Raw genomic sequence first — 16956 nt, 5'->3', positions numbered from 1 at the left:
ATTGACCCGAAACTCCCATATTCCCTTTCTATCGTTTCCGGGTGGTCGACCGCGAAGCGAAAGGGACGGGCCGGAGCGGGGATGCCCGTCGCTCAGCCCCGTGTGCCGCGCCAGCGGACTGCGGCGGCGCCCGCGAAATCGCCCGCGTGAGCGAATCCCGCGAGTACCACCAGGTTGCCGTCCTCGATCCGCCGGGAGCTGAGCGCGCGGTCCAGGGTGATCGGGATTGCCGCGCCGAACAGGTTCCCGTACTCGTCGAAGGTGTTCGGATGCCGCTCGCCCGGCAGCCGCAGCGCTTCTCGCCAGTTCCGCAGAAAGGTGCGGTTGGGTTGGTTCGTGATCAGGGTGTCGATGTCGGTGGTCGCGACGCCGAGCCGTCGGCACAGGTCCGTGACCACCTCGGGGACGAGGCGGTTCCCGCGTGCCAGGACCTTGGCGACGCTTGCGTCGCTGAACCCGATCCGCAGCTGGGACTGCCCCGGTTCCCAGTACTTGCGGCCGTCGTCGGCGGCCACGGTCATCTCCCCGGCGTACTCGCCGATGTGCCGGGTCTCCACGTCGAGGATCGGTGCGTCGGACGACGTCGTCACATACCCCACACCACAGCCGTCGCCCGGGATCGCGGCCTGGGCGAGTCTGCGCACCTGGGACTGGGTGAACCACTGGCCCGCGGCGCTCTGGGCATTGCAGATCAGAGCGGTCTTCGCGTCGGTGGTGGTGAGGATCTGCCGGGCCAGCTTCAGCATGTACACGAAGGAGGCACAGCCCGCATTGGCCACGTCGACGAGCCACTCCGGGTTCAGGCCGAGTCGGCGCGCCACCTCGGTGCCGGCGCCCACGAACGGCAGGTCCGGCAGCTGGCTGTGCACCAACAGCACGTCGACGCCTCGGATCTCTTCCCTGCCGTGCCGTTCGATCAGCGGCTGTACGGCTCGTTCGACCATGTCCGCGTTGGTTTCGTCCGCGGCCACGTGGTGTCGTGACGGCGGGACCTTGAACATGGGGTGGTCGCGGAGCTTGTCCTCGGCCGCCGGGTACTCGGTGTAGAACTCCGCGGGGACGGGCTCGCCGGGAAGGTAACTTGCGACGTCGACGAGGCTGACCGCGGTCACCGCGGTCACCGCGTCACCGGCCTCGCCGGAGCCACGCCGAGCGGCAGGCCGTTGCGGTGGCGGTGTTCCAGGATCGCCTTGAGGTTGTTCATCTCCAGGGTGTGTCCCGCGTAGAAGAGGTCCCAGTAGTCGCCGACCCAGGGGCGGTCCGGGCGCGGCGCCTTCTCGGGGTACGGGTTGGCGTCGTAGTGGGGGTGCCGGCAGTTGGTCCAGGTGATCACCGAACCCTGTTCGCCGAGGACGAGTCGGGCCGGGACGACGCGCATCAGGTAGATCATCCACAGCTTCTCGCCCTGGTCCCACGCGCAGTGGTAGTCCACGGTCATGGCCGCGGGGTTGGCGACCACCTCGCAGTAGATCCTGGTGTCGTTCTCCAGCCGGTCGTGGCCGACCCACAGTCCCGGTGTGCCGGAGGGCGCGAAGTCCCGCAGGCTGCAGGTCCACTCCTCCAGGTGGTGCCCCTGGCGCAGGTAGTCGTAGACCTGCTCCGGAGGGCAGTCGACGTACTCGTGGATGGTGCAGTACCGCCCGTAGACCTGGTGGTGGGGGTAGACGGCGTGGGTGAGCTCCATGCAGTGGGCGGTCAGTTCTTCCTTGCCGGCGTTCTCGATCCGCAGGAGACCGGGGATGTCAGCCAACGTGGAAGGCTCCTCGCTCATCTGAACTCTCCTTGTTCTCGGTGCCGTTGGTCTGCTCGGTGATGTCGGCGAAGCGCCGGAAGGGAAGGAACGGCGGGATCTCCCGCGGGTCGCAGTCCACCGCGACGAACGCCGGGCCGCCGCTCGCGTTGCCGTGCAGCAGCGCCGTGCGCAGCTGCGCCGCGTCGCCGGCACGTGTGGCCTCGAGCGACGGGAAGGCAGCGGCGGCCGCGGCGGCGAGATCGGCCGGGGCGAACAGGTCGTCGTCGCGGACGCCGCCCTGGAAGAACTCCTCGCGCAGCGCGCACATGGCGTGCGCGTTGTTGTTGAAGATCACGAAGGTCACGGGCGCGGTGTACTGCACGGCGGTGTGCACTTCCATCCCGTGCATGAAGAAGGCCCCGTCTCCCGCGAGGACGTAGGTGCGTCGACCGGTGGCGAGCGCGGCGCCGATGCCGGCCCCGAAGGTGTAGCCCATGCCGCCCATGCCGACCGCCACCACGAAGCGGCCGCGGCGCGGTGCCGGGAGCAGGTGGACCGCGCTGGCTCCCGCGTTGCCGGCGTCCACGAAGACGTGTGCGTCCTGGGGGAGTGCCGCCTCCACGGCGGCGACCGCCTGGACGTAGGGGACCGTTCGCCCACGGGCCCGAGAGGGCGGGCTCGGCAGGGTGGTGGGAAGCGGGCCCGCATGCGGCGGACAGGGACGCGGGCGGGGAGGCAGACGGGCGTTCACCGCGCGCAGCGCGTCCCGCAGGTTCCCGGACAGCGTGATGCCTCCCACGAACGGCGGTTCGGGGCCGAGGCAGACGACATCGGTGGTGGCCAGGGGCCGTTCGAGGCCACCGCTTGCCAGGAGCGGCAGTCGGGTACCGGCCAGCAGGCACACGTCGGCTCGCCACAGACACTCTTCGACGTTGGCGTGGCCCATCACCCCGGCCACGCCCGCGAACCGGGGATCGCGGTTGTCGAAGACGTCCTTGGCGTCCGGGGTGACCGCCACCCATGCCCCGAGGCGTCGGGCCAGTTCCGCCAGCTCCGTACGCGCGTCGGCGGCGGCGAGGCCTTCACCGGCGATGACGAGGACGCGGCCGGCCCTGCGAAGGGTGTCCGACACGGTGGTGAGGGCGGCCGTGTCCAGTCGCGCGGCCGGTGCCGTCGGCGCGCACGCTGTCGGGGCCGCGCCCTGGCCGGGCACCCGGATCTGTGCCTGCTGCACGTCCTTGGGCAGCAACAGGACGGCCGGCCCGCGTGGCTCGGTCTGGGCAGCCGCCACTGCCCGGGGCAGCAACTCCGTGAGCGAGTCCGCGTCGTCCACCCGGGCGCAGAACCGGGAGACAGGTGCGAAAACCTCCCGAGCGTCGAAGGAGCCCGCCCTGCCGCTGGAGTCCTGGAACGCCCCGTGGCCTTCCTGGCAGGTCGGCGGCTGGCCCACCAGGGCCAGCACGGGCACCCGGGAGGCATGGGCTTCCGCCAGGCCCGGTACGAGATTCATCGCCCCACCGCCCGAGGTGGCCGCGACGACGCCGATGCGCCCGGTGGTGCGCGCGTATCCGTCGGCCATGGTGACGGCGGAGAACTCGTGTTTGGCGACGACGCCGCGGACGGCGCCGCAGCGATGCACGGCGTCATAGAGATCCTCGATGTTCGCTCCGCCGACGCCGAATACGTGAGTGACGCCGGCCTTGGCCAGCTCCGCGGCCAGATGGTCGACCAAGCGGATCGTCGTCGCCTCGCGCGAGGTCGAGGTCGTGCTGGTCATGCGGGGCTCCTGTCCCTCTCGTGGTGCCGGTCGATGACACCGGACGGCGAGATGACCTGAAAGCGGTGCCGGTATTCCTTGGGGGTGAGTCCCAGGAGTCGTCCGAAGGAGCGGAAGAAGGTCTCGGTGGCGGTGAATCCGCAGCGGCCGGCCACCTGACCGATCGCCAGATCGGTGGTTTCCAGCAGTTCGCGTGCGCGGGCGATACGCGTCCGCTCGACGTACTGGCCCGGGGTCGTGCCCACCTCTCGCCGGAAGACCCGGGCGAAGTTGCGCTGACTCATGTTGGCCTGCCGGGCGATCTCGGCCACGGTCAGCGGATGGTGCAGGTTGCCCAGGATCCACTCCTGCGCCGCCCGGATCGGCGGATGGTCGGCCAACTGGGCGTCGAGGGCGGCGCTGTACTGGGACTGTCCTCCGTGCCGTTTGAGGAACAGCACCAGAAACCGTGCCGTCTCCAGCGCGAGCGTCGCACCGTGATCGGCCTCCACCAGAGCCAGCGCCATGTCGATGCCCGTCGACACGCCCGCGGAGGTCACAAAGGGGCCGTCCCAGACGAAGATCGGCTCGGCGTCCACCGTCACATCCGGATAGCGGCACGCCATCGCTTCGCTGTACGCCCAGTGGGTGGTGGCGCGTCTGCCGTCGAGAAGGCCCGCCTCGGCCAGCAGGAAGGATCCGCCGCATACGGAGGCCACTCTGCGCGAACGGGCCGCCGCACCGCCGATCCAGGAGATCAGGCCCCTGTCCCGAAGCGCATTGCGCAGACTCCAGCCGCCCGGTACGAGGAGCGTGTCGATCGGCCCCTGCCCCGCCTCCAGGGGCGCGGCTTCCACGACCACTCCTGAACTCATGCGCACCAAGGGTGCGTCGGCGGAGACGATCTCGACGCGGTAGGGGACACCCGAGGGGTCGAGCAGCCTGTTGACGGTATCGAACACTTCGATCGGGCCGGTGATGTCCAGAGCCATCGCGCCCGCGTACACCACCACAACAACTCGTCGCTCCAACACGGTCACAGCCTGTATCGGCTCTCGCACTGGCTGCAATGACAGTTTATTGACGTATCCGGCCAACAAGTGGTCGGTGAACGGGGAAGAGCCTTGCTGGCCAGGCGGTTTGTGTGCACGGGGGAGTGCTGGGTGAGGTAGCTCACAGGGGGTTGGGCCGTCTCGCCGTCGAGACGGAGGGGGGTCCATGACGGCAGGCGACGACCAGGCCGGCGTGATCTTCGTGTATGTGCGCGTGCGCCGGTGGTCGTCGCCCGTGTCCTGCGCCATGCCGCGTTCGAAGCGGGTGCACGAGCCGGGCTCGCCGCAAGGGCCGCCGGGATCAGGTGGTGCCGGCCACGGCGGCGACGCCGGCACGCATGTCCGTAGCAGGGGAGTTGCCTGCATTCCCGGCCCGCGGTAGGTGAACGTCGCAGCTCTCCTGTGACTCGGGAGGTACCGGGCCGGGCAGTGCCATGGCCGCGTCCACCGCCCGGCCCGGAGTCTCAGGACTGCGCCACGAGTCGGGGGTGTTCGTGCTCGCAGGTGTCGTCGGCACCGTAGGTGTCCCATGCGGGGAACGGATCCTCCGGCGGCAGGCCTTCGCCGTTCGCCAGCAGGCAGCCGGTGAGTGCGGTGCGCAGCGCCTCGGCGTGCAGGTGCGTGCCGATGAAGACCAGTTCCTGGGCGGGCGGGCTGTCGGTGGCGTGGGAGGCGGAAGGCTCGAAGCGGGCGACGGAGCCGGCCTGGGACCACAGTCCCGTCATGTGTCGGCGGCCGGCCAAGGTGAAGAAGCCCTTGGACCGCAGGACCTGCCCGTAGGCGCCGCTGTCCATCTCCTCCGTGACGAACCGCCACAAGCGCCCTGGGTGGAAGGGCAGTTCGGAGCGGAAGACGAGGGAGGAGATGCCGTACTCCTCGGTCTCCGGGACGTGGTCGCCGTTGAGCTCCATGACCCAGCCCGGGGCCTGCTGGGCTCGCTCCAGGTCGAACAGCCGGGTGCCGAGGACGGCCTCGACCTCTACCCGCCCCTGGACGGCGGGCACGATCCGGGCCACCGGGTTGAGGCGGGTGAGCGTGGCCCGAAGTCGTGCTGCGGCGGTGTCGTCGACCAGGTCGAGCTTGTTGAGCACGATGACGTCGGCGAACTCGATCTGGTCCGTCAACAGGTCGCTGACCGTGCGTTCGTCGTCCTCGTACTGGTCGAGTCCGCGCTCGACGAGTTCGTCGCCGCTCTGCAGTTCGGGCAGGAAGTTGGCGGCGTCGACGACCGTGACCATGGTGTCCAGACGGGCGAGGTCGCCGAGCGTCGCGCCGTCGTCGCGGGCGAAGGCGAAGGTCGCCGCGACCGGCATGGGTTCGGAGATGCCGCTGGACTCGATGAGGAGGTAGTCGAACCGGCCTTCACGCGCCAGCCGGTCCACCTCCACCAGCAGGTCGTCGCGCAGGGTGCAGCAGATGCACCCGTTGGTCATCTCGACCAGCCGCTCCTCGGTCCGGGACAGCGCCGCCTCGCCGCCACGCACCAGCGCCGCGTCGATGTTGATCTCACTCATGTCGTTGACGATGACGGCGACGCGAAGCCCCTCACGGTTGCCGAGCACGTGGTTGAGCAGCGTGGTCTTCCCGGCACCGAGGAAGCCGGACAGGACGGTGACGGGCAATCGGTGATTCGGCATCGGTTCTCCTCCTCCGCTGGCCGGGAAGAGGCTATATGGAAATGGATACCGTTTTCAATCTCGAAGGTCCGGCGACCTGTGGCGGGGCGGGCAGGAGCTTCTAGGGGATGGCCAGTTCGGCCCAGATGGTCTTCCCGGACGCGGTGTACCGGGTACCCCAGCGCTGGGACATCTGGGCGACGAGGAACAGGCCGCGGCCCCCCTCGTCGTCCCGACGCGCTCGCCGCAGGTGAGGTGCGGTGTGCGCGTTGTCGGACACTTCGCAGAGCAGGGAGCGGTCTCTGATCAGCCTCAGCATGACGGGCCCGGTGGCGTACCGGATGCTGTTGGTGACCAGCTCGCTCACCACGAGTTCGGCGGTGAAGGACAGTTCGGAAAGGCCCCAGGTCTCCAACTGGCGCTCGGCGACCGTGCGGGCGTGAGCGACCATGGCCGGGTCGGGCGGCAGTTCCAGGTCCGCCACACGGTCGTCGTCGAGCCGCCGGGTGCGTACGAGCAGCAGCGTGGCGTCGTCCGCCTGCGGTCCGGGCGGCAGGGCCGACAGCGCCCGGTCGCACAGCTCCTCCAGCGGGCATCGTTGCCAGGTGAGCACATGGGCGAGGCGGTCGATTCCGCTGTCGATGTCGGTGCGCCGGTCCTCCACGACGCCGTCGGTGAAGAACGCCACCACGCTGCCTCTGGACAGGTTCAGGTCGACGTTCTCGTAGGGCAGGCCGCCCAGCCCCAGGGGCGGTCCCGGTGCCAGCGCGGACAAGGCCACCGAGCCGCTCGTATCGGCCACGATCGGCGGGGGGTGGCCCGCGCTCGCCCAGGAGAACCGGCCGGTGACCGGGTTGTAGATCGCGTACAGGCAGGTCACGCCGAGTGCCTTGTCGCTCAGCCCGTCGTCCGCGTGGGGTTCCGAGTCCTGCGCGACCAGGCCGTCCAGCCGGGTGAGCAGCTCGGCCGGGTCCAGGTCCAGCAGGGCCAGGGTCCGTACGGTGGCGCGCAGCCGGCCCATGGTCGCGGCCGCGTGCATGCCGTGACCCACCACGTCGCCGACGGTCAGGCCCACTCTGGCACCGGACAGGGGGATCAGGTCGAACCAGTCGCCGCCCACGCCCACGCGGCTGTCGGCGGGCAGGTAGCGGTACGCCACCTCGACCGCGCTCTGCTCGGGCAGGTGCTGCGGCAGCAGGCTGCGCTGCAGTACCAGGGCCGCCGCGTGCTGGCTGGTGTAACGGCGGGCGTTGTCGATGCCGACGGCGGCCCGCTCGGCCAGTTCCACGGCGAGCGTCTGCTCCTCGGGCCCGAACGGGTCGGGGTTGCTGCTGCGCCGGAAGGTGGCAAGGCCCAGGACCGCATCGCGGGTGAGCAGCGGGACGAAGAGGCAGGAACGCGCCGCGGCCGAGCCCGTCTCGCCGGTCGCCTCGGGCGGGGCGGCGTCGACGATGGGGCGGCTGGTGGCCAGACTCAGAGCTTGCGGTGACGACGGCGGGTAGGAGACGGGACTGGTCCGGAACTCTTCCGGGGTCCGGCCGTGCATCCGCAGCAGACTGTGCCCCGGCGCCGAGCCCGTCGGCGGCTGCCGTCCCTCGATGACCGCCGGAGGCAGGTCCACCAGCACCTCGTCGGCCAGCTGCGGCACCGCCACGTCGGCGAGCTCCGCGGCTGTACGACGCACGTCCAGCGAGGCGCCGATGCGCTTTCCCGCCCGCACGAGGAGCGACAGCCGTTCCTGGGCGCGGTAGCGGTCGGTGATGTCCAGGGACTCCTCGAACAGCCCCAGCAACTCGCCCCGCGCGTCCACCATCCGGTGGTACGAGCAGGACCAGACGTGCTCGCGCACCGGGTCGACGGGGGCGCGCCCGCGATAGTGCATGCCCATGATCGGTTCCCCCGTCGTCATCACATGCTCCATGATCTGGTCTTCGTCCGGGGGGTGGTGGCGGGAGATGAATTCGCCCTCGGGAAAGAGATCCGCGGCCGGTCGGCCGATGTAATCGGCGATGCCCGCGAGCTCCAGATCGGTGGAGACGTTCCCCCAGACGACGCGCATGTCGGTGTCGAAGATCGTCAGGCCCACGGTCGACTCGGTCGCCAGTCCCTGCAGCAGCGCCAGCTGCGCCTCCCAGCCGCGCAGCGCCTCCAGGCCGGCGGCGACCACGACGGTCGCTGCGACGCCCCGGTGTGCGAGCGGGCTGAACGTCACGGCCGCACGCAGGGTATGTCCGTCCCGACAGGAGAGGTCCAAGACCGTGCTGCGGGGCTTGTGCGCCTGGCAGAGGCCGGACAGCCGCTGCCCGGGGGCCGATGCCAGCAGCCGGGCGGCCGACTGGCCGAGCACATCCTCGGGTGAATGTCCCAGGAGGCGCTGGGCCGAGGATCCCCACCCGGAAATACGGCCTTCGGCGTCCAGTACCGCGGCGGCGGCCTTGGAGAGGTCCAGAGGACTGTGGAAATCGACATTGGCGGCATTCGGAAAACGATCCATGGCACCGCTTCCCTTCGTGCTCCCTCAGCATCGCGTGCCCCACGACGGACGACAACCGCACGCGCGATCGCCATCCGTTCACGCAGGGCGACCGCCGATGGATTCCCGCAACACGGAGTCGGTCGCTTTCGGGCTCCGGCACACCGGCCGCATCATCACGCCCGCGGCGGTCCTCGTCGCCGCGGTGCTGTTCGTCTTCGCCATCTCCGGGGTGACTCTGCTGAAACTCCCCGGTGTCGGCCCGGCACCGGCGGTGGTGCCGGACGCGACGCTCGTCCGCGCCGTGCTCGTACCGTCGTTCGTGCGACTGGCCGGGCGCGCCATGGTGGGCACATGCCCCTTGGCCGCCGGCCGGTTCCCTGTCATGATCAAGCCGTGGTCAACCTCTCCAAGATCATGGACCGGGCGAGCCTGTTCTTCGACCTGGCAGGCCCGGTGGTCGGCGCGATGCTGCTGGCGACGGGAATCGAGACCTACCGCGACGGCGGATCGATGGGGTGGCCCATCGCAGGATCGCTGATCCTCTTGATCAACCTCTGGGTGGCCTGGCGGAGGCTCGCCCGGCGCCGGAAGTCCGCTCCATCGCCGTGACGCCGGGCCGCACACCATCGGCTCTGTGCGTGAGCACCAGTTCCACGGGCACGGACGCCTCGCCAACCGCACGCCCCAACTCCTCGCGGAACAGCGGGATGTGCACGAAGCCCGCGCCGGCGATGAATGATCGCCCTCGTCCGGCCGCGCGCCTCGCCCCTGTCAGCCGACGGCGTGCAGTTGTGCCGCTCCGAAAGACACGCCGAAGCGCTCGCACCAGATGGAGACGCTGGTGAGTTCATCGAGGTCCACCGACGCGGGAAGTGCGTAGTTCTGGTCGCCCTTGTTGCCCTTGAGGCCGCCGAGGTCGACGTACCGGCCGTCGTCGAAGACCCGCCATCCGCCCGTGCCCTCCTTCACCGGGGCATCGGTGACCCAGACATGCAGTGCGGGCCCGTTGCTCGTGTCCAGGCCCTCCAGGCGCAACGTGCGTGAGCCGTCAGGGAGTTCGAGGACGCGGACCGTGCCTCGGGTGGAGTGCTCATGGCTGATGAACCGTCCCTTGGTGAGCGTTTTCGGCTCGCCGGTCCCGGCGCCCGCGACGGGCAGTGCCTCGCGTACGGTCTCGTCGGTCCACAGCTTCCATGGCTGGAACCAGTACAGCCCCGCTGCGGCCAGGGCCAGGCCGAGAATCAGGGCGCTGACGATCACCGGCCTGCTGGGCTTTCGTCGTACACGCATGTCCGCCTCCGTGGTCACGTCGAGTGATGCTCGTGATCGATTCAACGGCAGGACAGCGGCTCCGCGTCCGGAATCCGGATGACAGAAGTCTTACGGAGCCCGAGGTCATACCCGGTCTGCGACCGCTGACGGCAACCGATCGTGGCTAAGTGGATAGACAATCCGGATGTGTGTTACGGTCGCGGCACGCAAAGCGGATTGATTATCCGGATGCTTGGCCTTTTCGTGTGACTGGACAGACCCCTCGACCTCGGATCCGGCCTCGGTGGCGGTCGAACCGTGCATACGCAAACGATCACGTACCTAAGGACCCAATCATGACCAAGGCAGCCCCTGCCGCCTACGCCCGTACCGTCCACGGCTCCGGCCCCGGCCTCCTCCTCGCCCACGGTGCCGGCGGCGGCACAGCGGCCAATTACGGATCGATCATGGACGGGCTCGCCGGGCGGCACACCGTTGTCGGGGTCGACTACCCGGGCTCAGGAGAGACTCCTGCCACGCAGACGCCCTTGGACCTCGACATGCTGGCGGACCAGCTCGTCGCGGCGGCGGACGCCGAAGGGCTCGACACGTTCGCCGTCTGCGGATACTCGCTGGGCGGGCTGGTCGCGATCCGAGCCGCCGTCCGTCATCCGGAACGGGTCACCTCCCTCGTGCTGAGTGCCACCTTCGCCCATGTGGACACCCGCACCGAGCTGGCCGCCGCCATCTGGCAGCAGCTCTACGAATCCGGCCGGCACGTCCTGCTGGCCCAGTACCTGACCCAGCTGGCCCTGAGCGCGCCGGTGCTGAACTCCCTCACTCCCGCTCAGGTGCGCGCCGCCGCCGAGCAGACCGCTTCCGCCCTTCCGCCGGGCACCGGCGCTCAGGTCGACCTGGTCCGTCGCGCCGACGTGCGCGAAGACCTGGCCGCGATCACCGTCCCGACTCTTGTCATCGTCACCGCGGCAGACTCCCTGATACCGGCCGCCCTCCAGTACCAGCTGGCCGAGGCCATCCCCGGTGCGGAGACCGCCGAGCTTGCCACCGGGCATCTGCCGTTCGCGGAGCAGCCGAAGGAGTGGCTGGGGCTCATCACGGGCTTCCTCGGCCGACAGCAGGACCGGCACTGAGGGCCCGGCGGGCCTCGGCGGTCCGCGCGCCCACGCCGTACGGCCGTACGCACGTCACCCGGCATGTCTGAGCATGATCAAAGGCGGGCCCCGTAAGGGAACGTGCGAGGTATTTAGACTGTCGCCATGACGACCACGCCGCTGCGCAAGGATGCTGCCCGCAACTGGCAGCGGATCGTCGACGTCGCCCGTGACCTGGTCGACGAGGGGACGCCGTTGCAGCTCAACGACGTCGCCCGCCGAGTCGGACTTGGGGTCGGCACCGTCTACCGGCACTTCCCCACGCCCGAAGCGCTCCTGGAGACAGTCGCCGCCGACTCACTGGAAGCCCTCGTCACCCACGGCGAGCGGGTGCTGGCCGATTCCGACCCCTGGAGCGCGCTGGAGCGCTTCCTCATGCGCACCGTCGAAGCACAGGTCAGCGATGCGTCCCTGTCCACCGTGGCCGCCGCGCCCTCGGACAGCCTGCCGCGCACCACGGAACTGAAACGGGCGCTGAGCTCGGTGGGCGACGCACTGCTGGACCGTGCCCGCGAGGCCGGGGTGGTCCGGGCCGACTTCGTCTCCGCCGACCTGGTCCCGCTGGTGTGCGGCGTCGCCTACGCCGCGCAGGTCCACAGCGGTCCTGGCGCCGACCGAGTCGCCACCGCCGAACGCTACCTGGCCACGCTGCTCGGGGGGTTGCGCGTCACATTGCCTCCGGGCGGCGGACCGGCCTGAGTGATCCCCTCGCCCACGTTGAAGTGGGTGGGCCCCTGGCGTGCGCGGACCCGTGTGACGTAGGCCAGGGGAGTGCGGACCGCGTCCTCGGCGCACCAGGCGCGGGCGGCTTGAGGGCCGTGCGCCTTGTGCGGCGCCGTGCCGCAGTTCCGGGGCGGCCGCGCGATCTTACCGATCGCTGACGACCAGCGGGTGCGGTGCCCGTGAGGCCCCGACCGCATCTACCGTGATCGGTAAATCCTCGTGTGTGACCGGCCGGCGCAAGCCGCGCCGGTTGCCGGTTTGCCTTCGAAAACCTCGAACATCTATGGAAAGGCAGAAAGATGACTGTTGAAACGCTGCCGGTCTGCGCTTACCCGGATTGCACCAACGCTCCCGCAGCGCCGACGCCCGACGACCCGGCGCCTCGTTACTGCGCTCATCCCGAGCACAACGCGCTCGGGGCCTTCCGCAAGTTCCGTGCCAAGAGGCAGCAGCGCAAGGAGCAGAAGCGCCAGGCGGCCGAGACCAAGAAAGCGGCCAAAGCGGCAGCAGATGTTCAGGCCTCCGCTCAGGTAGCGACGCCGCAGCCCGTAGCGCAGACGCCTGAAACGGGCGTTCCCCACATGGAGGGAGCGGTGGAAGCCGCACAGGATGCGGGCGTGGGCCGCGACGATCTCGTAGCGCTCATGTCTCAGCTGGCCACGGATCTGCCGGTCTATCTCGAAGAGCTGGCCATCATCACGGACTCGGCTGCCGCCGAGGAACGTATCGAGACCGTGACCAGGGCCTCCGCTCAGCGGACCCTGGCCGCCGAGCAGCGCACCGCGCTGGCGGAGGAGGCCGCGGAGTTGGCCATCGCCGAACTGGACGAGGCCAAGCAGAGGTTCGAGGAGGAGACGGAGGAGATCCGCAAGGAAGCCGCGCAGCAGATCGCCGACGTCGAGTTCGTGCGTGCCGAGCTCGAACGCTACCGCGAGCGGGTCTGCCAGCTGGAGGACCGTCTCGACAAGGTGCGCGAGGAGGCGGACACGGCCCGCAGGGAGCGTGGTGACCTGGCGCTGGAGATCGAGCGCCACCGCGCGGAGCGCTAGAAGTAATCGTCGACCGCCCTCGCGGCGAGCGGAATACCGCTCGCCACGGGGGCGGGGTTTCCGCAGGTGGTGCACTCAGTCCGCGGTGCGGCCGCAGGTGCCCCGACGCCGCGAAGCTGCTCGACTACGGCTTCAAGCTGTAGTCGGCGAACGGCCGCTGCCGGCCGACGGGCGTGCTCGCGGCATCGAGTAGCCCAAGGCCTCCGGCCGCCCCTGCGTCGGGCACGGCGCGAGCTGTTCGGTGTTGACCGCGTTGGCGCCGACGAGCTGGTGGGCCCGGTGTCGCCCATGGCGTGGGCTGGGCCGCGGCCTGCGTCGTACGGTCAGGGGTCGCGCGGAGTACGGACGATCCTCATTTCGCGGCGTTTCTACGTGCTGTGCTCAGCGGCCCACTGCCTGAAGGCGCCGGCTGGGGGTTCCAGGCCGGCGTCGGCCGGGTGTGCCCGAGGGAGTGGTGCCGGGAGCTCACCGTCGAGTGTCGGTGCCGATGTGGCGGGCTGCGCGGTGGTGCGTGCGCGGGCGGCCCGGATGCCGGCGTCGGCAGAGGCGAGGGCCGGTGACTGACTCACATGTGCCGTCCCTTCACTTCATTCTCGGGGTACTCCGTTGTCGGAGGGGCCCGGATCCTGCCCGCGTGAGTGTCGGCGCGCGTTCCAGCAGACGCTCGGCGCGACGTTGGCGGGGGAAGGCAGCCGCCGTGGACCGGAGCTGCGCGGCTTGCCGGTGGACTTCTCCTGCCGGGTGCCTGGCTACGCCCAGCGCCGGCACCTGCGGAGATCGGGGGCGCGTCGACCGGGCCGCTTCACCCGGTTCGCGCTGACCGCCGCGTACGAAGCCGTCGCGGACGCGGGTCTGCGCCCCGAGAGCCGGGCGGGCGAACGGGTGGCGGTCGTGGTGGGCGACGGCGCCGGGGACATGGCAACTGCCGGAGCAGTCGAGGCGGCCCTGACGGTGCTCTCCCTCAGCCACGCGACCGTCCCGCCCACCGACGACTTCGAAGCCTTCGACGACGGGACCCACGGCATCGACCTCGTCACCAGCGCATGGCCCTGGCCCTCAGCACTTCCGTCGGCTTCGGTGGCCACAACACCGTCCTCGCCTTCCGCACAGTCTGAAGGGCGCCTGGCGAGAGCTTCATCGGCGTCGGCCGCGCGCAGAGCGGCGCTGAGTTCTGTGTCGGTGCGCGCGGCCGGCGGTCCGCCCACGGCGATGACGTGGGCGGACAAGAACCCCGAGGCCAGGCAGTGCGCGCTCGTCAGCTGCCCGTGGCGGAACAGGGCACCCTTTGGGATCAGCGGCCGAGCAGTTGCTTCACCATCCTGCCCTTGGCGGACTCGTCCAGCGTGTCCCACAGCTTGGCCGAACCGGTGTACGTGTACACGCCGGGAGCCCCCTGGGCCGCGCAGCCGTCGCCGTACGACACGATGCCTGTCTGGTAGACCCCGCGGCGGCCCTGCAGCTTCCGGAACATCGGTCCGCCGCTGTCACCCTGGCACGAGTCCTTGCCCTCGACGCCCGCGCAGACGTTGACCTTTTTGTCGTAGCCCGGGTAGGACGCCTTGCACTCGATGTGCGACACGATCGGGACGTCCACCGCTCGCAGCCGGTCCGGATAGTTCGGCACTTCCGTGTCGGTGTTGCCCCAGCCGATGACCGTGGCCTTGGCGCCCGGGCGGATGAGCGCGTCCGTGCCCACGGTCGGCAGGTTGACCGGCGCAATACCGGTGACGGGCTTGTCCAGCATCAGGAACGCGATGTCGTACGCCTCCTGTCCCCTGGCGTAGCGGGGGTGGACGACGATGTCGGTGACGTTGCGCAGGTGGCCCTGGTTCTTCTTGGACAGCACGGTGCGGCCGACGACCGTTTCGAGCTGCTTGGGCCGCACATCGACGACGCAGTGCGCGGCCGTCATGACGATGGACGGGTCCAGCAGGCTGCCGCCGCAGAACTGCCGGTCGTGCGGGTTGCCCCGGCCCTTGCTCAGCAGCGCCGCCATGAACGGATACGAGCCGACGGGCTTCTCGGTGCCGCCGATGATGGGACTGTCCGGGCGGCCCGGGCGCGTCGGTGTCGCCGCGCCGGCCGTCCCGGTGGACGCGGCGACGAGTCCGAGCACCGCGCCGGCGGCGATCGCGGCGGAGGCGATCTGCCGGGTCGAGGTTCTGCGGGCGGTGGAAAGACGCATGGGGGGTGTCTCCAATCTCCGAGGAGCCACCACGACGGACCCTCCCGAGGCGCTCAACCGGGCCGAGCGACGCGGGACTCACCCGTCGGCGGTGGCATGCCGCCCTGTCAGAGGGGATCTCGCGGAGAGAGGTTCCCGAAGGCGTTCGACGCTGCGCGGAGGTGTTCCGCCCGTCTGTGCGTGCCGTACGTGACAGCACCGCGGAGGCGCCGATGCCGAGGACAGCGAGCCGGTAGCCGCGCGCACGCCGCTTCCACGCCGGCAGAGCTGTGCGGCGCGGCAGGCTGTTCCGTGTCGATCCCGACTCACCTTCCTCGCGGTGCGGCGGGAACGGGGGCCGACTGTGCGCGCTCGGCGGCGCTGGGAGCCGCCAGGGCGAGTCGCCGGTGGACGCGGCGGAGCATGGTGCGGGCCATGAAGGGGTGGAAGCGCTTGACCACGGCCCAGTACAGCCTGCCGCGCCAGTTGTGGATCCGCACGACCGTGCTGAGCGTGGCCTGACGGTCGTCGACGTGGATCGAGGCGCGGAAGTCGAGGTGGCCGGCGTCCTCGCCCAGCAGCACCTCGCCGCCCTCGCGCCCCACCACCGGGAAGGAGGCTCCGCGCAGGACTCCCCGCCACGACTCGGGGTCCTGGGGCATCCCGGGACGCAGCGGGATCCGCCACGCGTCGCTGTAGTGGGTCCGCTCGAAGGCGGCACGGGCCAGGCGGGCGCCCGCCGGGAGGTCGCCGCCGGTGGCCCTGTCCCACATGAGCCGGTGGAGCAACCGGACCCAAGGCGACCAGCGAACGGGGTTGGTCGCCGTCCCGGTGGTGGCCCGTTCGACGTTGTCGAAGACCTCCTCGACCACTGTGTCGTGCATCCAGCGCACCGCCAGAGTCCAGCCCAGCGCCCTCGGGCCGCGGCGTTGCAGCTCCAGGGTGTGCCGCAGGCGGCAGCGCTCCTGCCCCAGCGGTTCGATGACGAACTCATGGTGGCCGCTCATGGGCGGGTTGAAGTCGAAGCGGGCGCGGCGGCCGGGCTTGTACGCGGTGACGCGGTAGCGGACGAAGCCGTGGCCGCCGTCCGCGCCGACGCCCAGGGCCCGGTCGAAACGCATCGGGGGCCAGGCCGGTGCGGGCCAGATCGGGTCGTCGGCCGAGGACAGGCGGTCGAGCAGTGACCCGACGGCCTGGGCCGGGGCCTCGATGATGCGTTCGTGGACATTGCGGATCGTGCGGAACCTGCGCATAGCACGCCTCCATACGCTGCCGTATGTTATCGACCGTACGGTAGCGTATGGTCATGGTGCAACGAGGTGAGGGGGTCGCTCGCGAGGGTGGCCGGAAGCGGTTGACGGCGCAGGACTGGGCGGACGTGGCCCTGTCGGCCATGGGGGAAGGCGGTCTCGCGGCGGTCGCCGTCGAGCCGCTCGCCGCTCGTCTGGGCACCACCAAAGGCAGCTTCTACTGGCATTTCGCCAACCGTGAGTCACTGATCGAGGCCGCGCTCGACCGCTGGGAACACAAGTCCACCGAGGCGATCATCGCCGCGCTGGAGTCCGAGCCGGATCCGGAGACGCGGCTGCGCAGGCTCTTCTCCGAGGCGTCCGAACTCGCCGCCCACGACCCGCTGGAGGTTTCCCTGCCGGCCTCGGCCGGACATCCGCGGGTCGCCGCCGTACTGCGCCGGGTGACGGAGCGTCGAGTCGGCTACCTGGCGCAGCTCTTCGTCGAATTGGGCTTTCCCCCGGACGCGGCAGGCCGCCGTGCGCTGCTGGCGTACACCGGCTACCTCGGGCACACGCAGCTGACCCATGCGGTGCCGGAGACGCTGCCGGCCGGCGAGGACGGCAGGCGCTATCTCGACTCGGTGATCGACACGCTGATGGCGGCCGCCCCGGAGCTTTAGAGGCGCTGCTCGCCGTGCCGGCTCGATGACGCGGGGGATGACAAGCGAAGGCT

At 70.2% G+C, this 16956-nt stretch carries 14 protein-coding genes and 1 pseudogene; 6 read left to right on the top strand and 9 right to left on the bottom strand.

Annotated elements, in window-relative coordinates:
• Positions 1–92: 92 nt before the first annotated feature.
• The 6 genes from AVL59_RS28920 to AVL59_RS28895 all read right to left on the bottom strand — a co-directional run bounded on the left by AVL59_RS28920 (position 93) and on the right by AVL59_RS28895 (position 8650).
• Entirely contained in the window at positions 93–1112 is a 1020-nt protein-coding gene (locus AVL59_RS28920; RefSeq protein ID WP_067317906.1) for a 3-oxoacyl-ACP synthase III family protein, read from the bottom strand.
• A gap of 5 nt (positions 1113–1117) precedes the next feature.
• Positions 1118–1771, bottom strand: a complete 654-nt coding sequence (locus AVL59_RS28915; RefSeq protein ID WP_067310138.1) for an SRPBCC family protein — start codon at positions 1769–1771, stop codon at positions 1118–1120.
• Positions 1743–3509 (bottom strand): thiamine pyrophosphate-binding protein, encoded by a 1767-nt coding sequence (locus AVL59_RS28910; protein WP_067310135.1) that lies wholly within the window; start codon positions 3507–3509, stop codon positions 1743–1745. Before AVL59_RS28910 ends, AVL59_RS28915 begins: the two co-directional genes overlap by 29 nt.
• On the bottom strand, positions 3506–4522 hold the full coding sequence (locus AVL59_RS28905) for a GlxA family transcriptional regulator (protein ID WP_237281706.1): 1017 nt from the start codon (positions 4520–4522) through the stop codon (positions 3506–3508). The genes AVL59_RS28910 and AVL59_RS28905 overlap by 4 nt, the downstream gene beginning before the upstream one ends.
• Positions 4523–5004: 482 nt before the next feature.
• The gene (locus AVL59_RS28900; RefSeq protein WP_067310130.1) at positions 5005–6177 is read right to left on the bottom strand and encodes a GTP-binding protein; all 1173 of its coding nucleotides are present in this window, start codon (positions 6175–6177) and stop codon (positions 5005–5007) included.
• Positions 6178–6277: 100 nt separating this feature from the next.
• Positions 6278–8650: a SpoIIE family protein phosphatase gene (locus AVL59_RS28895; RefSeq protein ID WP_067310126.1), complete on the bottom strand. Its 2373-nt coding sequence runs from the start codon at positions 8648–8650 to the stop codon at positions 6278–6280.
• 375 nt (positions 8651–9025) lie between these two features.
• Between AVL59_RS28895 and AVL59_RS28885 the strand changes: the two genes are divergently transcribed.
• The gene (locus AVL59_RS28885) at positions 9026–9241 is read left to right on the top strand and encodes a hypothetical protein (RefSeq protein WP_067310121.1); all 216 of its coding nucleotides are present in this window, start codon (positions 9026–9028) and stop codon (positions 9239–9241) included.
• Between the two features lie 162 nt (positions 9242–9403).
• Here AVL59_RS28885 and AVL59_RS28880 read toward each other — a convergent pair whose 3' ends face one another.
• Complete coding sequence (locus AVL59_RS28880; protein WP_208870461.1) at positions 9404–9922, bottom strand: DM13 domain-containing protein; 519 nt, start codon at positions 9920–9922, stop codon at positions 9404–9406.
• Positions 9923–10239: 317 nt separating this feature from the next.
• Here AVL59_RS28880 and AVL59_RS28875 point away from each other — a divergent pair, with 317 nt between their 5' ends.
• The 4 genes and pseudogenes from AVL59_RS28875 to AVL59_RS55080 all read left to right on the top strand — a co-directional run.
• Positions 10240–11034, top strand: coding sequence for an alpha/beta fold hydrolase (locus tag AVL59_RS28875; protein WP_067310117.1), 795 nt, complete (start codon positions 10240–10242; stop codon positions 11032–11034).
• Positions 11035–11160: 126 nt separating this feature from the next.
• Positions 11161–11754, top strand: coding sequence for a TetR/AcrR family transcriptional regulator (locus AVL59_RS28870; RefSeq protein ID WP_067310115.1), 594 nt, complete (start codon positions 11161–11163; stop codon positions 11752–11754).
• Between the two features lie 323 nt (positions 11755–12077).
• Complete coding sequence (locus AVL59_RS52665; RefSeq protein WP_159400117.1) at positions 12078–12827, top strand: hypothetical protein; 750 nt, start codon at positions 12078–12080, stop codon at positions 12825–12827.
• Between the two features lie 723 nt (positions 12828–13550).
• Positions 13551–13688, top strand: a pseudogene (locus AVL59_RS55080) (3-oxoacyl-ACP synthase); the annotation flags it as partial.
• Between the two features lie 430 nt (positions 13689–14118).
• Here the strand turns inward: AVL59_RS55080 and AVL59_RS28860 are convergent.
• Both AVL59_RS28860 and AVL59_RS28855 read right to left on the bottom strand, forming a co-directional pair.
• Positions 14119–15012 carry a S1 family peptidase gene (locus AVL59_RS28860; protein ID WP_067310110.1) on the bottom strand — a complete coding sequence of 298 codons (894 nt, stop codon included), beginning with the start codon at positions 15010–15012 and terminating at the stop codon, positions 14119–14121.
• A gap of 305 nt (positions 15013–15317) precedes the next feature.
• The gene (locus AVL59_RS28855) at positions 15318–16244 is read right to left on the bottom strand and encodes a DUF2867 domain-containing protein (RefSeq protein WP_067310107.1); all 927 of its coding nucleotides are present in this window, start codon (positions 16242–16244) and stop codon (positions 15318–15320) included.
• Positions 16245–16291: 47 nt separating this feature from the next.
• Between AVL59_RS28855 and AVL59_RS28850 the strand changes: the two genes are divergently transcribed.
• Positions 16292–16903 carry a TetR/AcrR family transcriptional regulator gene (locus AVL59_RS28850; RefSeq protein ID WP_079147049.1) on the top strand — a complete coding sequence of 204 codons (612 nt, stop codon included), beginning with the start codon at positions 16292–16294 and terminating at the stop codon, positions 16901–16903.
• Positions 16904–16956: the final 53 nt, after the last annotated feature.

It is taken from the genome of Streptomyces griseochromogenes, from assembly GCF_001542625.1.
In the GTDB taxonomy this organism is placed as follows: domain Bacteria; phylum Actinomycetota; class Actinomycetes; order Streptomycetales; family Streptomycetaceae; genus Streptomyces; species Streptomyces griseochromogenes.
This window is presented reverse-complemented; position numbering and strand designations above follow the sequence as displayed.